General features: G+C 34.1%; 26 protein-coding genes and 4 pseudogenes. 22 read left to right on the plus strand and 8 right to left on the minus strand.

Features of this window, described 5'->3' with window-relative positions; genetic code table 11:
- Positions 1-6 precede the first annotated feature (6 nt).
- From QUF91_RS04235 to QUF91_RS04330, 20 genes are all read left to right on the plus strand, one after another.
- Entirely contained in the window at positions 7-570 is a 564-nt protein-coding gene (locus QUF91_RS04235; RefSeq protein ID WP_289416960.1) for a DUF6470 family protein, read from the plus strand.
- 17 nt (positions 571-587) lie between these two features.
- A complete protein-coding gene (fliW, locus tag QUF91_RS04240) occupies positions 588-1031 on the plus strand; it encodes a flagellar assembly protein FliW (RefSeq protein WP_289416961.1) in 444 nt (147 codons plus the stop codon).
- Complete coding sequence (csrA, locus tag QUF91_RS04245) at positions 1031-1249, plus strand: carbon storage regulator CsrA (protein ID WP_289416962.1); 219 nt, start codon at positions 1031-1033, stop codon at positions 1247-1249. Before fliW ends, csrA begins: the two co-directional genes overlap by 1 nt.
- A 207-nt stretch (positions 1250-1456) precedes the next feature.
- Positions 1457-2326: a flagellin Hag gene (hag, locus tag QUF91_RS04250; protein WP_289416963.1), complete on the plus strand. Its 870-nt coding sequence runs from the start codon at positions 1457-1459 to the stop codon at positions 2324-2326.
- A 104-nt stretch (positions 2327-2430) separates the two neighbouring features.
- Entirely contained in the window at positions 2431-4119 is a 1689-nt protein-coding gene (locus QUF91_RS04255) for a motility associated factor glycosyltransferase family protein (protein ID WP_289416964.1), read from the plus strand.
- Positions 4120-4467 (plus strand): DUF8042 domain-containing protein, encoded by a 348-nt coding sequence (locus tag QUF91_RS04260; RefSeq protein ID WP_289416965.1) that lies wholly within the window; start codon positions 4120-4122, stop codon positions 4465-4467. It begins immediately after the preceding gene.
- Positions 4468-4509: 42 nt separating this feature from the next.
- Positions 4510-5487, plus strand: a complete 978-nt coding sequence (gene pseB, locus QUF91_RS04265; RefSeq protein WP_289416966.1) for a UDP-N-acetylglucosamine 4,6-dehydratase (inverting) — start codon at positions 4510-4512, stop codon at positions 5485-5487.
- 37 nt (positions 5488-5524) lie between these two features.
- Complete coding sequence (gene pseC, locus QUF91_RS04270) at positions 5525-6682, plus strand: UDP-4-amino-4,6-dideoxy-N-acetyl-beta-L-altrosamine transaminase (protein ID WP_289416967.1); 1158 nt, start codon at positions 5525-5527, stop codon at positions 6680-6682.
- The gene (locus QUF91_RS04275; RefSeq protein ID WP_289416968.1) at positions 6679-7404 is read left to right on the plus strand and encodes a cytidylyltransferase domain-containing protein; all 726 of its coding nucleotides are present in this window, start codon (positions 6679-6681) and stop codon (positions 7402-7404) included. The genes pseC and QUF91_RS04275 overlap by 4 nt, the downstream gene beginning before the upstream one ends.
- 111 nt (positions 7405-7515) lie before the next feature.
- On the plus strand, positions 7516-8424 hold the full coding sequence (locus QUF91_RS04280; protein ID WP_289416969.1) for a class I SAM-dependent methyltransferase: 909 nt from the start codon (positions 7516-7518) through the stop codon (positions 8422-8424).
- Between the two features lie 713 nt (positions 8425-9137).
- Entirely contained in the window at positions 9138-10232 is a 1095-nt protein-coding gene (pseG, locus tag QUF91_RS04285; protein WP_289416970.1) for a UDP-2,4-diacetamido-2,4,6-trideoxy-beta-L-altropyranose hydrolase, read from the plus strand.
- Positions 10233-10234: 2 nt separating this feature from the next.
- Positions 10235-10930 carry an SDR family NAD(P)-dependent oxidoreductase gene (locus tag QUF91_RS04290; protein ID WP_289416971.1) on the plus strand — a complete coding sequence of 232 codons (696 nt, stop codon included), beginning with the start codon at positions 10235-10237 and terminating at the stop codon, positions 10928-10930.
- Position 10931: 1 nt separating this feature from the next.
- Entirely contained in the window at positions 10932-11645 is a 714-nt protein-coding gene (locus QUF91_RS04295; protein WP_289416972.1) for a metallophosphoesterase family protein, read from the plus strand.
- A 15-nt stretch (positions 11646-11660) separates the two neighbouring features.
- Complete coding sequence (locus QUF91_RS04300; protein WP_289416973.1) at positions 11661-12605, plus strand: ATP-grasp domain-containing protein; 945 nt, start codon at positions 11661-11663, stop codon at positions 12603-12605.
- Positions 12606-12615: 10 nt separating this feature from the next.
- Positions 12616-13668, plus strand: coding sequence for a pseudaminic acid synthase (pseI, locus tag QUF91_RS04305; protein ID WP_289416974.1), 1053 nt, complete (start codon positions 12616-12618; stop codon positions 13666-13668).
- A gap of 511 nt (positions 13669-14179) precedes the next feature.
- Positions 14180-15334 carry a glycosyltransferase family protein gene (locus tag QUF91_RS04310; RefSeq protein WP_289416975.1) on the plus strand — a complete coding sequence of 385 codons (1155 nt, stop codon included), beginning with the start codon at positions 14180-14182 and terminating at the stop codon, positions 15332-15334.
- Positions 15335-15688: 354 nt separating this feature from the next.
- Positions 15689-16069 (plus strand): flagellar protein FlaG, encoded by a 381-nt coding sequence (locus QUF91_RS04315; protein ID WP_289416976.1) that lies wholly within the window; start codon positions 15689-15691, stop codon positions 16067-16069.
- A 21-nt stretch (positions 16070-16090) separates the two neighbouring features.
- Complete coding sequence (gene fliD / locus QUF91_RS04320) at positions 16091-18454, plus strand: flagellar filament capping protein FliD (protein ID WP_289416977.1); 2364 nt, start codon at positions 16091-16093, stop codon at positions 18452-18454.
- Positions 18455-18504: 50 nt separating this feature from the next.
- Entirely contained in the window at positions 18505-18909 is a 405-nt protein-coding gene (gene fliS, locus QUF91_RS04325; protein ID WP_289416978.1) for a flagellar export chaperone FliS, read from the plus strand.
- On the plus strand, positions 18906-19265 hold the full coding sequence (locus tag QUF91_RS04330) for a flagellar protein FliT (protein ID WP_353957836.1): 360 nt from the start codon (positions 18906-18908) through the stop codon (positions 19263-19265). Before fliS ends, QUF91_RS04330 begins: the two co-directional genes overlap by 4 nt.
- Positions 19266-19463: 198 nt before the next feature.
- Here QUF91_RS04330 and QUF91_RS04335 read toward each other — a convergent pair whose 3' ends face one another.
- From QUF91_RS04335 to tnpB (QUF91_RS28055), 8 genes and pseudogenes are all read right to left on the minus strand, one after another.
- Positions 19464-19838, minus strand: coding sequence for an IS66 family transposase (locus QUF91_RS04335; RefSeq protein WP_353957865.1), 375 nt, complete (start codon positions 19836-19838; stop codon positions 19464-19466).
- 169 nt (positions 19839-20007) lie between these two features.
- Positions 20008-20480 (minus strand): annotated as a pseudogene (locus tag QUF91_RS28045) (IS66 family transposase).
- A 33-nt stretch (positions 20481-20513) separates the two neighbouring features.
- Positions 20514-20972 carry an IS66 family transposase zinc-finger binding domain-containing protein gene (locus QUF91_RS04350; protein ID WP_289416981.1) on the minus strand — a complete coding sequence of 153 codons (459 nt, stop codon included), beginning with the start codon at positions 20970-20972 and terminating at the stop codon, positions 20514-20516.
- Between the two features lie 258 nt (positions 20973-21230).
- Positions 21231-21442, minus strand: a pseudogene (gene tnpB / locus QUF91_RS28050) (IS66 family insertion sequence element accessory protein TnpB); the annotation flags it as partial.
- On the minus strand, positions 21439-21633 hold the full coding sequence (locus QUF91_RS04355; RefSeq protein WP_285395386.1) for a hypothetical protein: 195 nt from the start codon (positions 21631-21633) through the stop codon (positions 21439-21441). The pseudogene tnpB (QUF91_RS28050) and the gene QUF91_RS04355, both read right to left, overlap by 4 nt.
- Before the next feature lie 69 nt (positions 21634-21702).
- Positions 21703-22823 (minus strand): annotated as a pseudogene (tnpC, locus tag QUF91_RS04360) (IS66 family transposase).
- A 244-nt stretch (positions 22824-23067) separates the two neighbouring features.
- Positions 23068-23220, minus strand: a complete 153-nt coding sequence (locus tag QUF91_RS04370) for a hypothetical protein (protein WP_289416984.1) — start codon at positions 23218-23220, stop codon at positions 23068-23070.
- 351 nt (positions 23221-23571) lie between these two features.
- Positions 23572-23784 (minus strand): annotated as a pseudogene (tnpB, locus tag QUF91_RS28055) (IS66 family insertion sequence element accessory protein TnpB); the annotation flags it as partial.
- A 534-nt stretch (positions 23785-24318) separates the two neighbouring features.
- On the opposite strand from tnpB (QUF91_RS28055), the gene QUF91_RS04375 reads away from it, so the two are divergent.
- Together QUF91_RS04375 and hpf are read left to right on the plus strand one after the other, a co-directional pair.
- Complete coding sequence (locus QUF91_RS04375; RefSeq protein WP_289416985.1) at positions 24319-24702, plus strand: PilZ domain-containing protein; 384 nt, start codon at positions 24319-24321, stop codon at positions 24700-24702.
- Between the two features lie 205 nt (positions 24703-24907).
- Positions 24908-25459: a ribosome hibernation-promoting factor, HPF/YfiA family gene (hpf, locus tag QUF91_RS04380; RefSeq protein WP_285395384.1), complete on the plus strand. Its 552-nt coding sequence runs from the start codon at positions 24908-24910 to the stop codon at positions 25457-25459.
- Positions 25460-25517: the final 58 nt, after the last annotated feature.

The raw sequence follows: 25517 nt of genomic DNA on the forward strand, positions 1-25517 counted from the left end.
GTTTATATGAGACTCCCACAAATTCAAATACGTACAACAGATGCGAAAATAGACCTAGATATTTTCAAACCTCAACAATATATAAAACAACCTAGCGCAACACAGCATATTGAGCAGCCTGCCGCAATTTTAGAAATTAATACAACAAGAGGCGTTTTAAAAATCGATTCTTCACAGGCAAGACGTGATTTAGGTTTAATCGGTCCTATTGAATCTAGTACGAACTACGCAGAAAAAGGTAAACAAGAGGCTCTCAAGGGAATGGCGCGAAGAGCTAGAGAGGGACGTCAAATGATGGAGAATGCCGGTAAAGATCAGGGACGTGCGACAATCCAAAATATCGCGAAACAAAACCACGGTCCTCACCGAGTACAATTTAACATTAAATTTGTCCCTTCAGTAGGCTCTGTAAAAATCGAAAACACTCCAGGAACAACGGATATCAATATCGAGCGTAGAGAGCCAATAATTGACGCGAAGGTGAACAAACCAATTCACGAATACACGCCAGGTAAAGTAACTGGTACAATGGTACAAAGACCAGATGTTGACATCAATGTCATCATGTAAAGGAGTGCAAGGAATAGATGAAAATTGCAACAAAATTTTTAGGTGAAGTCGAAATTGTTGAAAAAGACATACTTACGTTTGAACAAGGACTACTCGGATTAGAAGATTATAAAAAATTCGTACTACTTCCTATCTCAGAAGAACATCCATTAGTATTGTTACAATCAGTTGAACATGTCGAAATAGGCCTTGTAGTTGCTTATCCATTCGCCTTCAAAAAAGACTATAGTTTTGATTTAAGTGAAGAGGATTTAGAACAACTACAAATTGAAAATGAAGAAGATGTTCTAACATACACCATTGTCACAATGAAGGAAACACTTCAAGACTCTACTATTAATTTACTTGCACCACTAGTTATTAATATGGATAAAAAATGTGGTAAACAAATTGTTCTTCAAGATAATAAATCTTATCCTTTACGCTACCCAATGCAATGGTTGGAAGGAAGTGCGAAATAATGCTAGTCCTATCCCGTAAGAAAGATGAATCCATTATGATCGGCGACCAAATCGAAATAAAAATATTAGCAGTTGAAGGTGAACAAATTAAGTTAGGTATAGTCGCACCTAAAACAGTCAAAGTACACCGTTCGGAAGTTTTTGAAGCCATTCAAGTACAGAATAGAGAAGCTCTATCAGCATCATCAAGCTTCTTGGAACAACTAAAGGGAAAATAAAGACTAACTATTTTGGTCGTTTATTTTATAAGAAATATAAACTTGGAATCTATTACATAAAAAATAAAAAAAGTTTTAAAAAACTATTAAACATTTCCAACTAATTACGATATATAGATTGTAAGGTGCAGGAAGTACATACTACCTAATCCGAAATTCCACACGGATGTGGAATAACAAAAACAAACATTCAAGGAGGAATTCCAAATGAGAATTCAACACAACATTTCAGCTTTAAACACACACCGTAACTTAGGCTTCAACAACACACAGTCTGCAAAAAACCTTGAGAAATTATCTTCTGGTTACAAAATCAACCGTGCTGGCGATGACGCTGCTGGATTAGCAATCTCTGAGAAAATGCGCGCTCAAATCAAAGGTCTTGATATGGCAACTAAAAACTCTCAAGATTCTATCTCTTTAATTCAAACTGCTGAGGGTGCACTTAACGAAACACACGCAATCCTACAACGTATGCGTGAATTGGCAGTACAATCTCGTAACGATACGAACGAAAATACTGACCGTAAATTCTTACAAGATGAAGTTAAACAATTAAAAGAAGAAATCAACCGTATTGCTAATACTACTGAATTCAATGAAAAGAAATTATTAAACGGTGACCTTAAAGGAGCAGCTGTTACACCTTCATCAGGTGGTACAACTCCAGGTAAAAATGGTTCGTTAACATTCCAAATTGGTGCTAACCAAGGTCAAACTATGTCATTAGCTATCGGTACTATGACAGTTTCAGCATTAGATAGTGGATTAAATGCTGCTTCAATTGGTACTGGTAATGCTGCAAGTGCATCAATTAAATTAATTGACAATGCAATCAAGAAAGTATCTACACAACGTTCAGCATTAGGTGCTGTTCAAAACCGTTTAGAACATACTATTAACAACTTGGGTGCTGCTTCTGAAAACTTAACAGCTGCTGAATCACGTATCCGTGATACTGACATGGCTGCTGAAATGATGGCGTTCACTAAGAACAACATCCTTACTCAAGCTGCACAATCAATGTTAGCTCAAGCAAACCAACAACCACAAGGTGTTCTTCAATTATTACAATAATTATTGGCAAGGTTTAACTTTAAAAAATCACTCTCTGAAATATGAGAGTGATTTTTCTTTATATTTTAATAGATATGTCGATATTAATAAAAGAGGTGAATAATATGAATGTTAATCATGATTTAGAATTTTTAACGGCAAAAAATGGTGAGCAGATAATTAAAATTAATAATTATTTTTTACATAGTGAATATAATCCATCAAAAGAGGCAATAGAATTTGCAGAAAAACATTTTAAAGCGGAAAGACTAAATCTCGTTTATGGTTTTGGAGCTGGTCATTTTATAGAGGCATTGCATAAAAAGGCGATACATGGTGAAAAGATAATTGTAATTGAACCGTTTCTTGAGGTGTCATGCGAATTATGCGATGTAACAGTTATTAATGCTAGTTCGGAAAATGAGATACGGGTAGCGTTGGAAGAACAGATTTCGGTTGTGGATAATGTAAATATAATTACATCTCCTAATTATGACAAAATAGATAATAAAGTTTATATCCAAGTCCTGAGTGCTATTAATAAAAAATTAAATTCGGATTTTGTAGCAGAATCTACCCATAAACATTTTAATAAACTATGGCCACAAAATTATTTATTGAATTTACAATATATATTAAAAGATCAATCTGTCATTCACTTAAGTTCTAAATACACTGAACCAATTGTTATCGCTTCTGGAGGACCGTCTTTAACAAAGCAGATTAGTACGTTAAAACAAATTAGAAATAAAATTATTCTTATAGCAGCAGGCTCAACAGTTAATACTTTATTAAATAACAATATAGAACCTGACTATATTGTATCCGTAGATGGATCTGAAGCGAATTACAATCACTTTAAAGATATTAAAGGATGCAAAAGCAAGCTGATTTATGCATTGTATAATCATTATTTAATACGTAATGTTTTTGAAACGAGCGGATATTTTTTTGCAGTTGATCAAGCGACGATTCATCATATGCAAAAATTCACTGATGAATCAGTAGTATACGTACCAGGGGGAACATCTGTAGCAAACTATGCATATTCCTTAGCAACTTTTATGACTACTGGACCTATAGCGATTATTGGTCAAGATTTAGCTTTTACTGATAATAAGACACATGCTGACTACAATAAAAACGTGAAAGCATTGGAAGATATTAAGAAAAATAAGAATAATTTTGTTGAAGTTGACGGTTATTACGGGGAAAAGGTTTTAAGTGATTATATATATTTGACGATGAAAGAGTCTTTTGAAAATCTTCATAAATCTTTAGGTAAAGAAAGGTTAATTTTTAATTGTACAGAAGGTGGAGCAATGATAAATGGAATTGTAAATAAACCATTTAAAGAATTTGCTCAAGAGTATGCTACTTCCATCAAAAGAAATAAGGAAGTTGAAAAAGTAAACTTTATAGCATCAGAAAATAAAGAGAAAATGATCTTAGAATTAAAAAAAGAAAATAAAAGTTTTATAGAGTTAATCAAATTGTTTAAAAATTCCCTTAATTTATTAAGGTCAAATAAATCAACAAAATCATTTTCAGATGAAATACTATTTAAATTAGATAAAAATGATAAAAAAATTCAAAAATTAAGTGAAAATACTATGCTGAACATAGCATTTCAAGTAATTAATTTAAACGTATTAAAATATTTTAAACCGCAAAAAAATGAACTACCATCGGATACATATAAGCGTATCTATGAACAGAATAAAGCGTTATATGCAAAAATGTTAGAAGAAACAGTAGATACAAAAAAACATCTTGATACTTTAATTGAATTGTTAAAAAAGGGGATAGTATAAATGAATGAAATGATTTCAGAAATAATTAATAGTTATAATGAGTATTTAGAAAAGATTCCTCAAGGATGTGAAAGTATAATTAATAGTGCAAAATCCGAAACCCCCTTAGATGCATTACAACTAATTACTCAATTCACAGAGGGTGTTGATTGGCTAGTTCAAGTAAATGAAAAACTGTCTACATTAAGTTATGAAAACCCTCTGTATGTGAACAAAATACATGATTTTCTAGAAGGAATTAACAAAGGGCTTGAAATCCAAGATTTTTTACGAGTAGCTGATATTTTTGAATATGAAATAAAACCTTATTTTGAAAGTATTCCCCCTTACGAAATCCCTATTAACTAATTTATAATAAATTGAGGAATTTAATTAGAAAAGGTGACAATTATGACAAGTAATTCAATAGCAAATAAAACAGTTTTAGTTACGGGTGGTACAGGTTCTTTTGGGAAAAAATTCATCCGCAAGGCTTTAACATTAGGTGTAAAAAAAGTAATTGTTTTTAGTCGTGATGAGCTAAAGCAATATGAAATGGCTCAAGAATTTACTGATTCCCGCGTTCGTTTCTTCATCGGCGATGTACGAGACAAAGATCGTTTATACCGTGCATTTGATGGGGTAGATATTGTTATTCATGCTGCTGCATTAAAGCATGTAGGGGCGTGTGAATATAATCCATTTGAAGCTGTTAAGACGAATATTAACGGTGCGCAAAACATTATTGAAGCTGCTATTGATCGTGGTGTTGAAAAAGTCATCGCACTTTCAACGGATAAGGCTTGCAGTCCTGTAAATTTATATGGTGCAACTAAGCTTGCTTCAGATAAGTTATTCGTAGCTGGAAATTCATATGTAGGCGAAAAGCATACGAAATTTTCTGTTGTACGTTACGGCAATGTAGTAGGTAGCCGTGGTAGTGTTGTTCCATTCTTTAAAAAATTGATTGAAACAGGTACCTTCCCCATAACTGATGAGCGAATGACCCGTTTTTGGATTACATTAGAGCAAGGTGTACAATTTGTACTTGATAGTTTAGAGCGTATGTACGGGGGGGAAATTTTCATTCCTAAAATTCCTAGTATGAAGGTAATAGATTTAGCAAAGGCAATTGGTCCAGAATGTAAAACAGAAATCGTCGGTATTCGCCCCGGTGAGAAGCTCCATGAGGCAATGATTACAGAAGATGATGCACGTCATACATTAGAGTACGATAGTTATTATGTTATTCAACCTGAATTTTCATGGTGGTCAAAGGAATATGCAGTTGGTGGAAAGCTACTTGACGAAACATTTTCATATATTAGTAATATCAATGATCATTGGTTAACTGTTGAAGAATTAAGAGATTTAGTAGAGAAAATGTAGTCATTGACTGCGTTTTTTCTTTAAGGAGCGATATTTCATGAGAAAATCTTATTTGCCATATGGCAAACAATATATTGATGAAGCTGATATTGCGGCTGTAGTAAATATATTGAGAAGTGATTATTTAACAACAGGTCCAGTTATTCAACAGTTTGAAAAGAAAATTGCTGATTATGTCGGGGCGAAATATGCAGTATCTTTTTCAAATGGTACCGCTGCATTACATGGTGCTTGTTTTGCTGCGGGGATTGGCGAAGATGATGAGGTTATTACAACACCAATTACTTTTGCAGCTAGTGCAAACTGTATCTTATATCAAGGTGGTACAGTAGTGTTTGCTGATGTTGACCAACAAACTTATAATATTGATCCCTTAGAGATTGAAAAAAAAATCACAGCTAAGACAAAAGCAATTATTCCAGTTCATTTTACTGGTCAACCAGCTAATCTAGACGCGATTCATAAATTGGCGAAAGAACATAATCTAATTGTTATTGAAGATGCAGCTCATGCATTAGGAGCTACTTATAAAGATGAGAAAATTGGCGCGTTAAGTGATATGACAATGTTCAGTTTCCATCCTGTTAAGCATATTACGACAGGTGAAGGTGGAATAATTACCACGAATAGTGAAGAATATTATGAAAAGCTTATGCAATTCCGTTCACATGGAATTACACGTGATTCGAAGTTATTACCTGAAAATCCTGGTTCTTGGTATTATGACATGCAGTACTTGGGCTATAACTATCGTATGACGGATATTCAAGCAGCACTAGGTTGCAGTCAATTAAATAAATTAGATGTCTTTGTTAAAAGACGTAAGGAAATCGTAACAGCTTATAATGAAGCATTTAACGATTTGATAGAAGTACAAATGCCTTATCAACATCCAGATACGGATTCTAGTTGGCATTTATATATATTAAAATTAAATCTTGAAACTTTAACCCTTTCTAGGAAAGACGTGTTTAAAGACCTACATAACTTGAATATTGGTGTAAATGTACATTATATACCTGTTCATACATTGTCATATTATCAAGAGTTGGGCTATAAAAAGGGTTCTCTGCCAAAAGCAGAGCAACTTTATGAAGAAATTATTTCATTGCCTTTATTCCCGTTGATGACAAATCAAGATATACAGGATGTCATTAATGCAGTGAAATTTGTTATAAAGAGGGTAAGGAAATGAATGTAACGGCTATAATTCAGGCAAGAATGGGCTCCACACGATTACCAGGGAAAATTCTTAAAGAAGTGAACGGTAAGCCACTTTTGGCCTATCAATTAGAAAGAATAGCTCGTTCTAATTACATTGGAAAAGTGGTAATTGCTACTACTGTTGCACCGAAAGATGATGTTGTTATAGAATTTTGTGAAAATTACGGTGTAGATTATTATCGAGGATCAGAGGATGATGTGCTATCGCGTTATTACGAAGCAGCCGAACAATACGGGGGAGACACTATTGTCCGTTTAACTTCAGATTGTCCAATTATTGACCCAGTCATTGTAGATGAAACAATTCAATATTTTTTAAATAATCACTTTGATTATGTATCTAATACAATTGAACGAACATATCCAAGAGGATTAGATACAGAGATTTTTTCTAAGTCTGCTCTTGAAAGGGCATACAAAGAGGCAACTTTAACACGTGATAAGGAACATGTCACAGCATATATGTATTCAAATCCGGAAAGCTTCAGTTTAGGCTATATTAAGAATAAACAGGATTATAGTCAATATCGTTGGACGGTTGATACATTGGAAGATTACGAGTTAATTAAATTGATTTTGATGTCAATTTATCCATTTAATAAAGAATTTTCCTGGAAGGATGTTTTAAGCTTATTAGCTGAGAATCCAGAATGGAATGATATTAACGCTTTGATTGAACAAAAAAAAGTATAGATTTAATTATCCTATTTATGCTGTGGCAGGAGGTGGTTTTTATAAAATATATACAATGCTTTGTTTACAGCGACTTTTTAAAATTTCACTACTATAGAATAGAGGTTTCCTATGACTAAGGTTAAAATAAATGATTACGGATATTATGAGATTGCCAAACGTCCATCGCAAGAAGAATTGAATGAATATTACACTAAAACATACTACCAGAATAATAAGGGTTCTTATTCACATGAATATACTATTGAAGAAAAAAAATATTTTAATAATCATTTAGAACAAAAAGAAATTATTATAAGGAACTTTTTTGAAAGCAAAAATAACAAATTGTTTTCCGAACTTTCCTTACTAGATATAGGTGCTGGAGAGGGATATTGTTTGAATTATTTTTCGAATTTAGGATTAAATGTAACGGGGGTAGATTTTAGTACTCACGGCTGTGAAATTCATAATCCTAGACAATTAAAAAATCTTTTAGTTGGGGATACAATGGACGTTATTGATAACTTAGCTATTGGAGGTAAAAGCTTTGATATAATAACAATGAACAATGTTTTAGAACATGTTTTAGACCCAGGAAAGTTATTAGAAAAGTTAAGAAAAATTATGAATAAAAATTCATTGTTAATTATTGAAGTTCCTAACGATTTTTCTGAACTTCAACAATATTTATTAAAAACAAATAAAATTGATACAGAATTTTGGATAGCTATACCAGATCATTTGTCTTATTTCAATAAAGACGGCCTTGTAAACTTATGTAATAGTTTTGGATTTGAAAAGTATCAACTTTATTCTGATTATCCAATCGATCTTAATTTGTTATTAGAGTCTTCAAATTATATTAAAAATGCTGCTATAGGTAAAGATATACACAAGCAAAGGGTAGAAATTGAAAATTACTTACATTCCAAATCTCCCGAAAAATTATTGGAAATATATAAAATATTTGCGGAAATGGGAATAGGAAGACAAATAGTTGGTTATTTTTCTTTCGACTCTACTTTTATTGATAAATAAGTTTTGAAATATGCTGAATGGTTATTTTATTTACAACAAATCTTCATTTATACGTCTAGGTTATTACTTAAAATGAGAGCATAACTCTATTTTTATGAATCATAGATTATTCTGGAATTGTTGCTTGTATAAGTACCCTGGAACAATTTTCACAATATAATTTGGAGGTTGTCATTAATCTCATTAATCGTAAGATGAAATTTCTATATTCTTTTTAGAAAGGTATTTATTCCCTAATCAAAACAGATTTGCCTATGAACAAGGAGTCCTGCAAAGCCATTTTCTTTGCAAAGTAATGTAAAGTCGATCTTTAAATTCTAAAAGTGCTGTAGCGTTTAGTTAGCAGGCAATGATTTTAAAAATAAATTTTACTATGCAAAATCTAGTTCATTAATATAATTGTGAAATGGATGATTAAGTGAAAAAGTTTGACCATCAGCTATACAACAGCTAATTGTAAAGTGAAGACTTTCGGGGGGGGTTAATATTCAACGAATTAAATAAGTAGTAAATAATAGGAAAACGTGGATTTATGGATAGTGTCAATGCGAATAGAGTCTGGAAAAACTTTTAGTCCTAAATCAAATTTTAATTCAAATGTGAGTACATGGGATAATATATAAGAAATCAATAAAATCTCGAATGTTAAATGTCCAAAGTAGGTGTAACTGGTCGTGAATTTTAAATGAAAAAACAATATAAGGTGTGTAATTATGATAGTGTTAATTAGAACAGATTCATCAATACAAATCGGGTCGGGCCATGTAATGAGATGTCTTACTTTGGCGAAGCAACTAAGGAATTATAATGTAAAAGTATACTTTATTTGTCGAGAATTAGAAGGAAACATGGTGGAATATATTCGTAAAGAAGGCTTTGAGGTATTTGTTCTAACTAGGGTCAATACTGCTTTACATTGGGAATGGGTTCGTGATTTTTGGTTAGAAGATGCAATGGAAACAATTGATGTTATTGCTGAAATTCAGGGTTCTGTTGATATGGTAATAGTGGATCATTATTCAATTGATTTTAAATGGGAAGGAGTAGTTCGACCCTATACTGAGAAAATGATGATAATAGATGATCTAGCAGATCGAAAACACGATACTGATCTGTTATTAGATCAAAATTATTATAATGGCTTAGAACAACGTTATGATAATATGGTAGCTCCTAGTTGTAAATTATTATTAGGGCCAAATTTTTTATTGTTACGTGAGGAATTTCTATTATCTCTAAAAACCAATACAGATAGTGATACCAATAAGTTGAAAATTTTATTATTTTTCGGTGGAACTGATCCGACAGGGGAAACTTTAAAAGTTCTTAAAGCTATTAGTGAAATTAGGAATATTCCAATTACTATGGATGTTATTATAGGGGAAGGGAACCCTGATAAACAGAAAATTGAAATCCTATGCAGAAAGATATCAGATTGCAGATTATATTCGCAAGTTAATAATATGTCTGAATTAATCCAGAAGGCAGATGTGGGGATAGGAGCAGGTGGTACGAATCTTTGGGAAAGGTGTATACTCAAATTGCCTAGTTTGGTTATTATTACCGCTAAAAATCAGGAAGAAGTTGTAAATGCTGTTAGTGAACAAGGGTCAATTTATAATTTGGGATATTACACAGAAATATCCAATACATATTTAAAAGAAAAATTAATAAATTTTTTAAGTGAAAAAGAAAATTTTGAAAATATGAAAAAATCTTGTGGCGAACTATTAAGTCTTGAAAAGATTAAAAAACAATTAGTATGTGAAAATATAATGATAAAAATTCGTGCTAGAGGGGAGGTATAGAAATGAGGTTATTTATTATAACAGGAGTATCTAGCGGTTTAGGAGAGCAGATTGCTGATAAATTAATAATAAAAAAAGAAAAGTTAGTAGCTATAGGCAGGAAATTCACAAAAAAACAACTTGATGTCTCACAATTATCTCCTGATTTAATACATTTGTTATATTGTGATTTATCAAATGAAAAAGAGATGAATGTTTTATTCGATAAATTTCCCAGTAATTATTTTAATGATGTAAATGAGATAGTTTTCATAAACAATGCAGGTGTTATAGGACCTATTAATAAAATTGGTAAATATGGTGATTCTAACTTTATAAAAAAACATATTAATGTTAATTATTTGTCTCCTCTTATTTTAATCAACCAACTAGTAAGAATAACTCCAATAACTAAAAAGATAAAAATTATAAATATATCTTCTGGAGCAGCAACCAAAGCAATGGAAGGCTGGAGTTTATATTGTTCTTCTAAAGCAGCAATTAAAATGTTTTTATCAGTTCTGGAAAAAGAAAGTGAAAACATAGAAGTTTTAAATATTGATCCAGGAGTAATGGATACAAAAATGCAACAATTAATTCGAAATTCGGATATAAATGAGTTTCCTTTACTAGATCAATTTCAGAAATATAAGGATGATGGTCGACTTAAAGATGTAACAACAGTGGCTGATGAAATATTGAAAAGGATTATTCAGTAGTATGAAGATTGGAATACTTTCAGATATTCATGGAAATTATTATGCTTTAAGCGCTGTACTAGATCATGCAAAACTCTTGGGAATTGATCACTTTTATATATTAGGTGATTTAATTGGATATTACTCTAATCCTGTAGAAGTTATCCAAAAAATAAAATCATTAAATGCAACTGTTATTAGAGGCAATCATGAAGATTTAATTACAAAGGTGATTAATAAAGAACTAAAAATTAAAGAATTGACAGAAAAATATGGAGAAGGTCATGAAGTAGCTATTAAAGAAATGTGTAAAAAAGACCTTGAATGGCTAATTCAATTACCAGCTGAACAGGTGGTTTGTATTGATAACATTTCAATAAAGTTATGTCATGGTGCTCCAGGAAAGACTGATTATTATCTTTACCCAAATAGCCAATTTAATATACTAAAATCTTTTTGTAATAATAATTTTGACTATATTTTTATGGGGCATACTCATTATCCTTTTAATTTTAAATATGAGAAGTGTTCATTGATAAATGTGGGATCTGTTGGTCAAAGTAAAGATATAGGGGGACTAGCTTCATGGGGGATGCTAGATACCAATAATAATGTATATATACCTTATAGGACTCCATATAAAGTTAAAACTTTAATTAATGACATAGAGAAAAGTAGAAATTCAAACAAAGAATATTTAATTTCAGTTTTGAAAAGAAATAGGCTTGACCTATAAAAAGGAGTTTGAAAAATGAGATTAGAGTCAGTTTTAGTTACGGGTGCTGCCGGAGATATAGGCAGAGGTATGTCCCAAATATTAAAAGATATTCATTTTATCGATAAGGTGGTAGGTATTGATATCAATGATCAATTCCCAGCTCATTTATTTTACGATAATTTTATGAAATGTCCGAAAGTTAACTCGGGCAATTATTTAGATATAATTGATATTATTGTAAAAAAATACAATATCCAATTAATAATTCCAACATCAGAACCAGAAATTAGGTTTTTTAATAAAAATAAAATATCAGAAATATCTGATGTGAAAATTTTAATGCCAAGTTTTAATATAATGGACTTAGGTTTTGATAAATATGAAACATCAAAATTTCTACAAAAGAATGGATTGCCATTTCCTTGGACTTACGAGGTAGCTAATTCACAGCCTGCTGAGTTTCCATGTATAATTAAAAGTAAAGACGGGTCTGGTAGTAAAGCTGTTAGTATTGTTACTGAAGAAAATTATTTAGAAGTGAAAAAAGGAAAAGAAAATTGGATTTATCAAGAACTATTGCTTCCAAATGATGAAGAATATACTTGCGGTATTTTTAAATCTAAGAACAGTGAACATTTAAAAACCATAATATTTAAGAGAACGTTATCGGGTGGACGTACTGGTTATGCAGAAGTTGTCGAAAATACTAATATTTCTAATTTTTTAAATAAGGTATGTAAATATGTGAAGTTTTCGGGAAGCATTAATATACAACTGAGATTAACTACTAAGGGACCTATGATATTTGAAATTAATCCAAGGTTTTCCAGTACGTTAACATTTAGACATCAATTAGGTTTCAAAGATGTAGAATGGTCAATTTTAGACCAACTTGGAGAACTTAATCAGATTGAATTTGACAATAAAAGTATAATAGGTAAAAAAATATTCAGAGCAGACAATGAAATAATATACTAGGGAGTAGGCTATGGAAAATATTAATGTTAAAGATAAAATTGTAGGAAAAGGATACCAACCGTTCATAATTGCCGAAATGTCTGGCAATCATAATCATTCATTAGAACGAGCTTTAGAAATTGTTGAGGCAGCTGCAAAATCAGGAGCACATGCACTGAAAATCCAGACATATACTGCAGATACCATGACCTTGAATGTGGAAAATGCTGATTTTAATATCAACGATCGAGATAGTCTTTGGGATGGACAGAATTTATATCAATTATATCAACAAGCCTACACGCCTTGGGAATGGCATAAACCTATTTTTGATCATGCAAAGGAACTGGGGATGATTGCATTCAGCACACCTTTCGATGAAACAGCTGTTGATTTTTTAGAAGAGTTAGATGTACCACTATATAAAATTGCGTCTTTTGAAAATACGGATCTGCCACTTATCAGAAAAGTTGCTGCTACAGGTAAACCAATGATTGTTTCTACTGGTATGGCGACAGTTGCAGAATTAGATGACTTAGTGCGTACTGCAAGAGAAGCTGGGTGTAAGGATTTAATTTTATTAAAATGTACAAGTACATATCCAGCTACGCCTGAAAATACGAATATCTCAACAATCCCGCATATGCGAGAGTTATTTGATGTGCAGGTAGGTTTATCGGACCATACAATGGGAACAGGTGTAGCAGTAGCGAGCGTTGCTATGGGAGCAACGGTAATTGAAAAACACTTCACATTATCTCGTGCAGATGGAGGAGTAGATGCAGCATTTTCAATGGAGCCTGAAGAGATGAAGGCACTTGTTGTAGAAACAGAGAGAGCGTGGCAAGCATTAGGAAAAGTTACTTATGGACCAACTGAAAAAGAAAAAGCTTCATTGAAGTTTAGACGTTCGATTTATGTGTCAAAAGATATTAAGGCAGGAGAAATGTTTACAGAAGATAATATTAAAATTGTTCGCCCAGGATACGGACTTGAGCCGAAATATTATGAGATTCTGTTAGGTTGTAAAGCCAAAAAAGCTTATCAGTACGGACAACCGCTCAAAATAGATGATTTATTGTGAAAACGAGAATGTAATTTAGTGTAGTAGCAGCTCAGTTATCTGTATAGAGAGATTCTTCTAAAGCTGAATTAACGTAATGAATTAGGGTGTTTTTACATGTATTGATATAATCAATGCCCTAGCAAACCGATTAATAAGTCTTTAAATACCTATAATCATATAAAGTGTATAGCTATAAATGGAAATATGATTAATGCAATTAGCAAATCCGGTATTAAAAGTATAATATTGATTAATTTATACTTTTAATTATGTTAGACGTTTTTTAACGAAACTATACTGATATCTATGTATCGTATTTTTAAATAAGAGAAGCCCGCAAAATGTAGATAAAGTGGCTTCTCTTTAAAAGAATACTTTAATAAGTTAAGAAAATGTATGCTATTTTTTAGGTTTGAACCGAAATTTAATAAATTGTACAAATTAAAGAACGGGGTACTTTTTGTAAGTAGCTAAATTATGGTACTTACATTAATATCATAAATTTCGGGGAATTGGAGTGGGTAATTGTATGGAAAAAGTAGTATTAATAAAAGGGCAATCTAATTATAATGTATTACGTTATTGGATGGATGCTTTAGCAAGAGGACTTGAGAAGAATGGGATAGAAACAATTATTTTAGATGGGAAATATTCAGTTAATGAACAAGTGATTGCATTATTAGGCTTAGATGTAGATGCTGTAATTTCATTTAACGGTTTGTTTTTAGAAAATAAAGATATTATAGAGAAAGTCATTAGAGCTCCTTATATTTATTTACTTATCGATCATCCGATTGATCATTTGGGTCGCCTTGAAAATTTACGACCACAAGATATTTTGACGGTGATGGATCGAAATGATGCAAATAATTTAGAGAATTTTGGTCTGAATATATCCAATACATATATGTTACCTCATGCTGCAATTGAATTGTCAGTGGAACGAGTGGAAAAAACTATTGATATTTTAGTAAGTGGATCTTATTCAGATATGACAACGCATACAAAGTACATTGAGAGCCAGTCACCTGCTATTTTTGCAATTTGTAAAGAAGTTATAGATAATTGTCTTGAAGATTCAAGTAAATACTACATAGATGAATTTTTACAAGCTTTCGCGAAGCGAGGGGTATCAATAGATTTACGTCTAAATGAGAATCCGGAGATTATAAAGTTAGTACGTGATATTGGTAGATACATATATTCTGTGAATCGTTTAAGAGTTGTAACAGCACTTGCGGATGCAGGCTTGCCGATTAGTATTTATGGTAAGGGATGGGAAGATTCACCTCTTATGAATTATCCCAATGTGATTATTCATAAGTCAGTGAATTATTGGCAAACTCAAGAATTGATGCGACAGGCAAAGGTCGTTATGAGTTTTCAAGCATTACTTCGTGATGGTACTCATGAGAGAGTTTTTGCTGGGATGGCGGCACGCTCTGTGGTAGTGACAAATGAAACACCTTATTTGAGAGAGCAATTTACAGAAAATGAAGAATTATTGTTCTATAACTTTAATGATTTAGGCGCAATGGTGGAGGCTGTTCAGGGAATTTTAAAAGATGATGAGAAACGTGAAAAAATGTCTGAAGCAGCGTGGAAGGCTATTAAAGGTGCACATACTTTTGAAGAACGAGCACAGTCGATTATTGATATTTTTAATGATGTAGAAGTGCATTAATTAGAAGAAATTTAATTTGTCCGTTTTAACTGTATAATAATTAGATAAAGATTAAAGGCACATATATATATTTATTCGAGGGATATTTAGTTTTAGTAATGTTATGGTCATCAGCTAATAATTCTACTTGTACTTCTACAACCATTGTTGCGAATTAATAAAAATATTTTAAGGTGAATTTTCTTTTTGTAGAATAAGGAAATTCATCTTTTTTTATGTTTATTAGTTAAATTATAAACTTCTAGTAGCTTAATCATTCCTAATTATTTTAATTAGCTTTACTTTAAAGTGAAATATTTCAAAATTTATCCGATATTAAACACAAGTAATAGAAAAGCAAAGGAGGTCAGGTGTATGCGTATTGTACCAAAAGGACAATTAGTAGAAGCATTGGCTGTTTCAAGTAATACTACAGGTACTGAAGAGGCAACAAAGCCTACTGTATCTAATCAATCAGCTCCACAGCCAATAGTAGAAAAGCAAAATATTGCAATAGATGAGCAAGAAATAACAAAAGAAAAACTACAACAAGCTGTAGAAACAGTTAACGAATTTTTACAAATCAATCATAGTTCTTCGAAATTCGTACTTCATGATGGTTTAGAGCGTTATTTTGTACAAGTCGTAGACGCACAAACTGAAGAGGTCGTGAAAGAAATTCCACCGAGAAAGTTATTAGATGCTTTCTACGAGATGCAAAAACTTTTAGGTATGATTGTAGATGAAAAAATATAAGATTTTTAGGAGGGTATTACTATGGTAAACAGAATTGGTGGATTAGCGTCGGGAATGGATATCGATGCATTAGTAGCAAAGTTAATGGCGGCAGAAAAATCTCCTCTTATCAAATTGCAGCAAAAGAAACAAACAACTGAATGGATGCGTGATGCATATAGGGGTGTCAATACAAAATTAAAAACAGTTGATAGATATATTCAGGATAATCTTTTAAATAAAAGTTTCATGACTAAAACAGCTACATCTTCAAACTCAAATTATGTTACAGCAAAGGCAGGCGCAAATGCCTCCGGAACGTTAGCAATCGAGGGTGTTTCTCAACTGGCTTCAGCTGCTCGCGGTCTTGGTAAGCAAATAAATGCGACAGGGGATACAAAATTAAGCGAACTTAGAATTTCTGATGGAGTAATTGAGTTAAGCTCAATCAAAGCGGATGGTAGTATGGCTGCAACAGGGACAAAAATTGAATTTGATCCAAATAAAACGACTGTATCTGAGTTAGTTGAAAAAATAAATGATAGTAATGCGGGCGTAAGCGCTATATTTGAAAATGGAACTCTTTCAATCACAGCAAAAAATACAGGAGACAATAAAAATGGTGCTGAGGTACAAGTTATTTCAGGAGCAGATGTATTTGGAAAACTTGGTTTTGATTCGTTATTAGGCGCGACTTCAGGAGATTTAGCAAGTGGTGGTAAAAACGCAGTATTTCAAGTGAATGGAATTCCGACGGAAAGATCATCTAATACATTTTCTATTTCAGGATATACGGTAACATTAAAAGATACATTTAACGCTGCCACTACAATTGAAAATAATTTAACAGCAGCAAAAGAAGAACTCAAAAATGCTCAGTTAAGTAAAGATAAATTACAGGCATTATTAGATACTGCTATTGCTAATTTTGATACTGCTAATTTGGCATATACAAATAAGTATGATCCAGTTTTTAAAAATAGTTTGAATGCTACTGAGCAAGAAGCATACAACAAAATCAATAACAACTCTTTCTTTAGTTCACTCACTGATGCAGAGATGTTTGAATTGCAAAGTTTAGTAGTTGATGAAAATGCGGATGAACAAACTATCAAAGATGCTATTAATGCTAGTTCATCTTTTTCGACAGACTTGAAATCAAAGCTAATGAGTCTAAGTAAAGATGATTTATTGTTAGTGGAAACTCTAGATGAGCCCCAGTTAACTAATTTTAAAGATGCGGCTCAGAAAGAAACTTCACTGAATACTTATAAATCTTTAGATAAACAATTCCTAAGTGGCTTATCCGCTACAGATATTACTAGTATCACAGGGTTAGATTTTACAAGTAATGAAACATTAAATGAATCAATTAATAACTTACAGGACGAAGCATTAAAAACAAAATTATTAAAGTTAAGTGATACACAGAAGCAATCGTTAAAAAATTTAAGTGAAGAAGACTTGAAAAATTATCAAGAAGTTGCGACAGTTCAAATTCCTTATGATGAAAAATTAGCTTTAAAAGTGCAAGCAGAAAACAATTTCAAAGCTGGTGAAAATCGTTTAAAACAGGCACAAGCAACTTTAGATGCAGCTCAAGCTGCTGCAGATGCTGAAGCCAATAAGCCATCAACGGCACCAAATATTCCTCCAGTAACAATGACATCTTCAACAGATGTAGATGAGATGATGAACAAAATTAAAGAGTTCGTCACTACATATAACGGTCTTGTTAAGGAAATGAACGATCAAACAAAAGAAACAAAATATCGAGATTATTTACCTTTAACAGACGAACAAAAAAAAGAGATGTCTGAAAACGAAATTAAGCTATGGGAAGAAAAAGCAAAGAGTGGTTTATTGCGAAGCGACTCGATTTTAAGAAGTGGATTGTCTAGTATGCGTGGGTTGATTTACGAATCTAATCCTGCTGTAGGAAATTCAGAATATAATACGTTATATAAAATCGGAATTACGACTTCGAAATCATATAATGACGGCGGTACATTGGCAATTGATGAAGATAAATTACGTAATGCATTAAAAGATGATCCTGATGCAGTAACAGCGCTATTTACTAATAGAGGTAATCAAAAAGAAACAGTTGTTGTCGACGGTGTTGAAAAAACTGTGGATACTCGTGGTTTCCTCCAAAAGCTGCAAGGGTCTATGAATTCTTTTATGCAAGATATTGAGAAAAAAGCTGGTCGTGCTACATCGACAGCACAAGAGTACACAATCGGTAAAAATCTAGTTGATATGGATAAACGTATTGATACATGGAAAGACAAGCTTGAAAAAATTGAGGCCCGCTATTGGAAGCAATTCAGTGCAATGGAGAAAGCTATTAACAAAGCAAACTCACAATCAGGTATGTTTGCGCAATCTGGTAGACAGGGATAAAAGTTTTAGTATAATTTAGTTAAAAGGTAATATAAAGGAGTTGTCTTTGATTGACAGCACAAACATCAGCTCATAATGCATATAAACAAAATAGTGTTACAACTGCCTCTCCAGGAGATTTAACGCTAATGCTGTATAATGGATGCTTAAAATTTCTGCATAAAGCAAAATTAGCGATTCAAGAAAAAAAGATTCAAGAGAAAAATACTAACCTTCAAAAAGCACAGGCAATCATAAGTGAGCTTATGGCGACACTAAATATGGATATAGAAGTATCTAAAAATATGATGGCACTTTATGAATATATGAATCATCGATTAGTAGAAGCAAATATTCGAAATGACATTTCTATAATTGAAGAAATTGAAGAACTTGTTACGGAATTCCGTGATACATGGAAGGAAGTTATTCGTATTAATCGTCAGCAACAATACGGGAATGGGGACAGAATATGATGGGACCAGTTGAACGTTTGCTCTCTGTTTCAGCTAGACTTTATGAGCATATGTCGACCATTCCTAGCGGAGACGATCGAGAAGAATTTATCGAAAAAATAAATGAATTGCTTGATGAACGCGGTGCAATAATCGAGGAATTGAAGCAATCTGGAAAATCTTTAGATGGGCATCAATTAAATAAACATTTACAAGAACTTGATCGAGGCATACAGGAACGATTACAAAAGGTTATGGCTGCAATTAAAACAGATTTGAAAACCCTTCAACAATCTAAAAAAACTGAGCAGCAATATTTAAATCCTTATAGCTCTGTCCGTGTAATGGATGGTATGTATTACGACGGGAAAAAATAAGTTAAAAGTACTTTTAAGGATTTTATTCATCAAAACCAGGACTCATTTATAAGTGAGTTCCTGGTTTTGTGTGTTTGTTTCTAATATAAATGGATACTTAAATGGATACTAAGTAAGCCCGAATTCAAAAAATATGCGCACCTCACGGCACGCACGACAAATGGCCAGCTTTCTGATGTTTTTCAGATAGCTGGCTTATTATGCACATGTAGCTTGAATCGACTCGGACCAAGGCATGTATTCTTGTAATAATTCTGGTTGTTGATGAATTGCGAGATTGGGTAAATCCGTCAAAAGCTTGACGAGGTATTTATAGAAATCTACACCATTCGCTTTTGCTGTTTCCGCTAGACTTAAGCAGATTGCATTGGCTTTTGCGCCCGCCTCACTGACAGAAAAGAGCCAGTTCTTCCTTCCTATCACGGTTGGACGGATCGCATTTTCGGCTGGATTATTATCGATTTCGATTTGCCCATTATACAAAAATGCTTTTAGTTCATTTCTTCTGTTCAACGTATACTCTGTTGCTGTGGCTAATGCGTTTTGCCAAAGAATTGAGACTTTTCGAGCCAGTTAAAAAACTTCCGAATGACCCGTCTTGCGTAGCGCCATCTCATTTTTCGACGTTGCTTCGGCGGCAGCCCTTTGAATTTTGCTCTAAAGCGTAGAGCTGATTACAGTAGGCCAAACCAATACGTCCGTTCTTGCTATCGACTTTTAACCAATAACGTCGAACGTGCGCCTAACAGTTGGCGAATGTGATGTTGGGTAACTTATCATAGGCAGAGTAGCCATCACAAATAATGGTGCCCTCAAAATTGGCCAAATATTCCTCCAATACCGTTCGACTTCGCGTTAACGCATGTTCAAATAGAATGATTACTGGCCCCTCAGTTGGGACTGTTCGGAATACCCAGTTATACGCGTTTGATTGTGCTCGCTTTCCATCAGAACGATTCAATACTTGGGCAACAGTTTCATCAATATGAAGTAGCGTTTTGACTGAAAGGACATTTTCATCTCTTCATAAATTGGTAATAGCCACTCTTCTGCAACACGAATCACCCAATTCGAAAGATTTTTATCATTGGTGATTAAACCCGTACGTGCCCATTCTTTTACTTGGCGATAAAGTGGTAGGTAGAGTGAGAATTTATCATAGATGACTTTCGCCAACACCGTTGGCCCTGCGATACTACGAGGAATCACTGCCATCGGCGCTTTCCACGTTGAATAAACTGATTTTGTTCACGATCTTTTACATTGCTTACACTCATAGGCATGCTCAATATGCTGCACACGCACCAACTTGGCCGGAATAAACGCTGCTTCTTCACGGGTAATTGTGGAGCCGATTTCATGTAGCTGACTTTGGCAACAGTCACATTGGAGATTTACTGGATGATGGTGAATTTCTTCCACTTCCACACCTTCTACGAATGAATCGTTACGCTTTTTCTTTTTATTTAAACGGGTCACTGTATACGTCACAGTTTCCGTGCTTTGTTCTTCTGTTTGCTCAGACCCATTAAAAGACGGATCATTATCGAATAACGAACATTGTCCATCTGGTGGTTGGTATTTTGACTTCTCCGAGCGCGAACCATAAATCATTTTGGTTAACTGGCGAACTTGTTCAGACAAGTATTTATTTTGGGCGAGTGACACGTCTAACTTTTTAGAAAGCTCTTCGTTTTGTTGCTTCATAACAGCGAGTTGCTCTTCTAATAAGTGAATTAATTTTCTGTTGTTTCCATACTCATCTTGTTCACCACATTTCCGTTCAAATTATCTGCGGTTAATTATACCATTTAGAAAGTAGTGATTAAAAGACACCTTTTGCAGATTTCTGTATTGCCCTCGGTTGTTGAAGAGATAAACCTTCCAATAACCAACGCAATTCTTGTTGAGATAGATTTCGTACTTCCTTTTCATTTTGGGCCATTGTAGCCTGCCATTGTCTAGACGTTTATAAAGTAGTGCAAAGCCGTCACCGTCAAAATAAAGACATTTATAGCGGTCCTTACTTATACCTGAAAATAAAAAATCGAGTCACTATAAGGGTCCAGTTCAAACGAGTCCTGAACGAGGGTCGCTAGACCGTCAATCCCTTTACGCATGTCAGTTTTCCCGCAGACAATATAAATATTTTGCACGCGCGTAAAATCATGCTTCATTTTTGAACCAGCTCCTTCATCACAGCTTGAATGATGTGCTCATCTACGCCATTGAAGAAGGAGATTTCGCCCGCAGCAGTTTTAATCAGACAGCTTGGCCCAGCTGTCTGTTGGAAAGAATTAGTCGAGGTTGTTTCAGTTGGTATGGGATCCAGTTTAACTGGTACAATGGTTAATTTGTTAGTTGACATGAAAGCACCTCCTTAGATAGATACATCTATCGTACCGGAGGTGCCAGGTTGTTTATATGCGTTATTTGATTACGGGCTTACGATACTAAGTAAGCCCGAATTCAAAAATATGCGCACCTCACGGCACGCACGACAAATGGCCAGCTTTCTGATGTTTTTCAGATAGCTGGCTTTGTTATCACATGTAGCTTGAATCGACTCGGACCAAGGCATGTATTCTTGTAATAATTCTGGTTGTTGATGAATTGCGAGATTGGGTAAATCCGTCAAAAGCTTGACGAGGTATTTATAGAAATCTACACCATTCGCTTTTGCTGTTTCCGCTAGACTTAAGCAGGTTGCATTGGCTTTTGCGCCCGCCTCACTGACAGAAAAGAGCCAGTTCTTCCTTCCTATCACGGTTGGACGGATCGCATTTTCGGCTGGATTATTATCGATTTCGGTTTGCCCATTATACAAAAATGCTTTTAGTTCATTTCTTCTGTTCAACGTATACTCTGTTGCTGTGGCTAATGCGTTTTTGCCAAAGAATTGAGACTTTTCGAGCCAGTTAAAAAACTTCGAATGACCCGTCTTGCGTAGCGCCATCTCATTTTTCGACGTTGCTTCGGCGGCAGCCCTTGAATTTTGCTCTAAAGCGTAGAGCTGATTACAGTAGGCCAAACCAATACGTCCGTTCTTGCTATCGACTTTTAACCAATAACGTCGAACGTGCGCCCAACAGTTGGCGAATGTGATGTTGGGTAACTTATCATAGGCAGAGTAGCCATCACAAATAATGGTGCCCTCAAAATTGGCCAAATATTCCTCCAATACCGTTCGACTTCGCGTTAACGCATGTTCAAATAGAATGATTACTGGCCCCTCAGTTGGGACTGTTCGGAATACCCAGTTATACGCGTTTGATTGTGCTCGCTTTCCATCAGAACGATTCAATACTTGAGCAACAGTTTCATCAATATGAAGTAGCGTTTTGACTGAAAGGACATTTTCATCTCTTCATAAATTGGTAATAGCCACTCTTCTGCAACACGAATCACCCAATTCGAAAGATTTTTATCATTGGTGATTAAACCCGTACGTGCCCATTCTTTTACTTGGCGATAAAGTGGTAGGTAGAGTGAGAATTTATCATAGATGACTTTCGCCAACACCGTTGGCCCTGCGATGCTACGAGGAATCACTGCCATCGGCGCTTTCCCACGTTGAATAAACTGATTTTGTTCACGATCTTTTTACATTGCTTACACTCATAGGCATGCTCAATATGCTGCACACGCACCAACTTGGCGGAATAAACGCTGCTTCTTCACGGGTAATTGTGGAGCCGATTTCATGTAGCTGACTTTGGCAACAGTCACATTGGAGATTTACTGGATGATGGTGAATTTCTTCCACTTCCACCTTCTACGAATGAATCGTTACGCTTTTCTTTTATTTAAACGGGTCACTGTATACGTCACAGTTTCCGTGCTTTTGTTCTTCTGTTTGCTCAGACCCATTAAAAGACGGATCATTATCGAATAACGAACATTGTCCATCTGGTGGTTGGTATTTTGACTTCTCCGAGCGCGAACCATAAATCATTTTGGTTAACTGGCGAACTTGTTCAGACAAGTATTTATTTTGGGCGAGTGACACGTCTAACTTTTAGAAAGCTCTTCGTTTTGTTGCTTCATAACAGCGAGTTGCTCTTCTAATAAGTGAATTAATTTTTCTGTTGTTTCCATACTCATCTTGTTCACCACATTTCCGTTCAAATTATCTGCGGTTAATTATACCATTTAGAAAGTAGTGATTAAAAGACACCTTTTGCAGATTTCTGTATTGCCCTCGGTTGTTGAAGAGATAAACCTTCCAATAACCAACGCAATTCTTGTTGAGATAGATTTCGTACTTCCTTTTCATTTTGGGCCATTGTAGCCTGCCATTGTCTAGACGTTTATAAAGTAGTGCAAAGCCGTCACCGTCAAAATAAAGACATTTATAGCGGTCATTACTTATACCTGAAAATAAAAAAATCGAGTCACTATAAGGGTCCAGTTCAAACGAGTCCTGAACGAGGGTCGCTAGACCGTCAATCCCTTTACGCATGTCAGTTTTCCACCAGACAATATAAATATTTTGCACGCGCGTAAAATCATGCTTCATTTTTGAACCAGCTCCTTCATCACAGCTTGAATGATGTGCTCATCTACGCCATTGAAGAAGGAGATTTCGCCCGCAACAGTTTTAATCAGACAGCTTGGCCCAGCTGTCTGTTGGAAAAATTAGTCGAGGTTGTTTCAGTTGGTATGGGATCCCAGTTTAACTGGTACAATGGTTAATTTGTTAGTTGACATAAGGAAAGCACCTCCTTAGATAGATACATCTATCGTACCGGAGGTGCCAGGTTGTTTATATGCGTTATTTGATTACGGGCTTACGATACTAAGTTCCATATAACACATGAGAATTTAAAATAGAGCGCTAATAAATTGAATTACAAATATAGCTATACTATGCGAATTATCGACATTTATTATTAGAAAAATTTCTAACTTCTGTTTTGAATAGATTTAGTACATGTAGTCATAAATTAGCCCTTTATACGGTAAAATATGTTACTTATTCCCTCTAGATGTAAAACATGCATCGTGTCATAATCAACTAAATAGATGTTTAGAATAGTATTGGAGTGGGTAGATGATATTTAAGAGACAAGAAGGTTTTCGATTTAAATTCGATGAACCTATTAAAATGACTTTTGCGGTATATGAAAATGGAAAAGTGAATGAAGCACAAACAGCAATGGCTGACTTGCTCGATATTAGTCCACGAGGTTTGAAGATGTTTACTGAGGTGGATTTAGGTGTCAATCCTCCTCCATTGGATTTACGCTTTGTTCTTGATACAGTAGAGGTACGAGCTTGTGGAGAAATAATTTGGAGCCGTCCTTTTGGCAATGGCAAGCAGTATGGCGTGAATTTCAATAATCAAGGATCGGTAGAAGATTTGATTGTTGATGAATTGAAGTCGCGACGAAGAAAAGAAGCTGATGAGGCCAAATTAAATAACGTAAATTCATAAAGTGAAACTTTAATTCCACCAATAGGGCTTTTACGGGCAGTTAGGCTCCCACCTAAACTCCTTTGCTTTTGCTGAATTTTAGGTGGGAGTATTACAGCCCGTTAATGCGGGATAAAAAAATTTGCGAAAAAAAGAATTATTTTAGAGGAATTTCTCACACTTGTGTAGAAATATAAAGTATAGCAGTTATAAAGGAGGAGTTTACATGTTAAACTTTAACATTCGTGGTGAAAATATTGAGGTAACTCCAGCTATTCGAGAGTATGTTGAGAACAAAATCGACAAAGTTGAACGTTATTTTAACGAAGATGTTAACGCCAACGCTAACGTAAATTTAAAGGTTTATAATGACAAGCAAACAAAAGTGGAAGTTACAATTCCAATGAAAAACTTAACTCTTCGTGCAGAAGAGCGTCATAACGATATGTATGCTGCAGTTGACCTAATCGTTGATAAATTAGAACGTCAAATTCGTAAGCATAAAACAAAGGTAAACCGTAAATTCCGTGAGCGCGAAGGTGCAGGCCTTTATTTTGCTACTACTCAAGCAGTAGCTGATGTATCGACAGAGGATGAAGAATACTCTATTGTTCGTACAAAGCAATTTGATCTAAAGCCAATGGATCAAGAAGAAGCTGTATTACAAATGAATATGCTTGGGCATGATTTCTATATCTTTACAGACGCGGAATCAAACGGCACAAATATTGTCTACAAACGCAAAGACGGTAAATACGGCTTAATCGAAACAACTTAAACTTCATATGTACAAAGGCTCTCGCCACAGCGGGAGCCTTTTTTATGACTTTAACGTC

It is taken from the genome of Lysinibacillus sp. G4S2 (assembly GCF_030348505.1).
Classification (GTDB): Bacteria; Bacillota; Bacilli; order Bacillales_A; family Planococcaceae; genus Lysinibacillus.

Excerpts from the sequence above, each read along its gene's own strand:
- QUF91_RS04310 (WP_289416975.1), top strand. The coding sequence starts at position 14,180 with ATGGAAAAAGTAGTATTAATAAAAGGGCAATCTAATTATAATGTATTA.
- QUF91_RS04235 (WP_289416960.1), top strand. The coding sequence starts at position 7 with ATGAGACTCCCACAAATTCAAATACGTACAACAGATGCGAAAATAGAC.
- QUF91_RS04355 (WP_285395386.1), bottom strand. The coding sequence starts at position 21,633 with ATGTCAACTAACAAATTAACCATTGTACCAGTTAAACTGGATCCCATA.
- QUF91_RS04350 (WP_289416981.1), bottom strand. The coding sequence starts at position 20,972 with ATGAAGCAACAAAACGAAGAGCTTTCTAAAAAGTTAGACGTGTCACTC.
- QUF91_RS04255 (WP_289416964.1), top strand. The coding sequence starts at position 2,431 with ATGAATGTTAATCATGATTTAGAATTTTTAACGGCAAAAAATGGTGAG.
- fliD (WP_289416977.1), top strand. The coding sequence starts at position 16,091 with ATGGTAAACAGAATTGGTGGATTAGCGTCGGGAATGGATATCGATGCA.
- QUF91_RS04295 (WP_289416972.1), top strand. The coding sequence starts at position 10,932 with ATGAAGATTGGAATACTTTCAGATATTCATGGAAATTATTATGCTTTA.
- QUF91_RS04330 (WP_353957836.1), top strand. The coding sequence starts at position 18,906 with ATGATGGGACCAGTTGAACGTTTGCTCTCTGTTTCAGCTAGACTTTAT.
- hag (WP_289416963.1), top strand. The coding sequence starts at position 1,457 with ATGAGAATTCAACACAACATTTCAGCTTTAAACACACACCGTAACTTA.
- QUF91_RS04260 (WP_289416965.1), top strand. The coding sequence starts at position 4,120 with ATGAATGAAATGATTTCAGAAATAATTAATAGTTATAATGAGTATTTA.
- csrA (WP_289416962.1), top strand. The coding sequence starts at position 1,031 with ATGCTAGTCCTATCCCGTAAGAAAGATGAATCCATTATGATCGGCGAC.
- QUF91_RS04280 (WP_289416969.1), top strand. The coding sequence starts at position 7,516 with ATGACTAAGGTTAAAATAAATGATTACGGATATTATGAGATTGCCAAA.
- QUF91_RS04275 (WP_289416968.1), top strand. The coding sequence starts at position 6,679 with ATGAATGTAACGGCTATAATTCAGGCAAGAATGGGCTCCACACGATTA.
- fliW (WP_289416961.1), top strand. The coding sequence starts at position 588 with ATGAAAATTGCAACAAAATTTTTAGGTGAAGTCGAAATTGTTGAAAAA.
- QUF91_RS04300 (WP_289416973.1), top strand. The coding sequence starts at position 11,661 with ATGAGATTAGAGTCAGTTTTAGTTACGGGTGCTGCCGGAGATATAGGC.
- QUF91_RS04370 (WP_289416984.1), bottom strand. The coding sequence starts at position 23,220 with ATGATTTATGGTTCGCGCTCGGAGAAGTCAAAATACCAACCACCAGAT.
- pseC (WP_289416967.1), top strand. The coding sequence starts at position 5,525 with ATGAGAAAATCTTATTTGCCATATGGCAAACAATATATTGATGAAGCT.
- pseG (WP_289416970.1), top strand. The coding sequence starts at position 9,138 with ATGATAGTGTTAATTAGAACAGATTCATCAATACAAATCGGGTCGGGC.
- QUF91_RS04290 (WP_289416971.1), top strand. The coding sequence starts at position 10,235 with ATGAGGTTATTTATTATAACAGGAGTATCTAGCGGTTTAGGAGAGCAG.
- pseB (WP_289416966.1), top strand. The coding sequence starts at position 4,510 with ATGACAAGTAATTCAATAGCAAATAAAACAGTTTTAGTTACGGGTGGT.
- QUF91_RS04375 (WP_289416985.1), top strand. The coding sequence starts at position 24,319 with ATGATATTTAAGAGACAAGAAGGTTTTCGATTTAAATTCGATGAACCT.
- hpf (WP_285395384.1), top strand. The coding sequence starts at position 24,908 with ATGTTAAACTTTAACATTCGTGGTGAAAATATTGAGGTAACTCCAGCT.
- pseI (WP_289416974.1), top strand. The coding sequence starts at position 12,616 with ATGGAAAATATTAATGTTAAAGATAAAATTGTAGGAAAAGGATACCAA.
- QUF91_RS04315 (WP_289416976.1), top strand. The coding sequence starts at position 15,689 with ATGCGTATTGTACCAAAAGGACAATTAGTAGAAGCATTGGCTGTTTCA.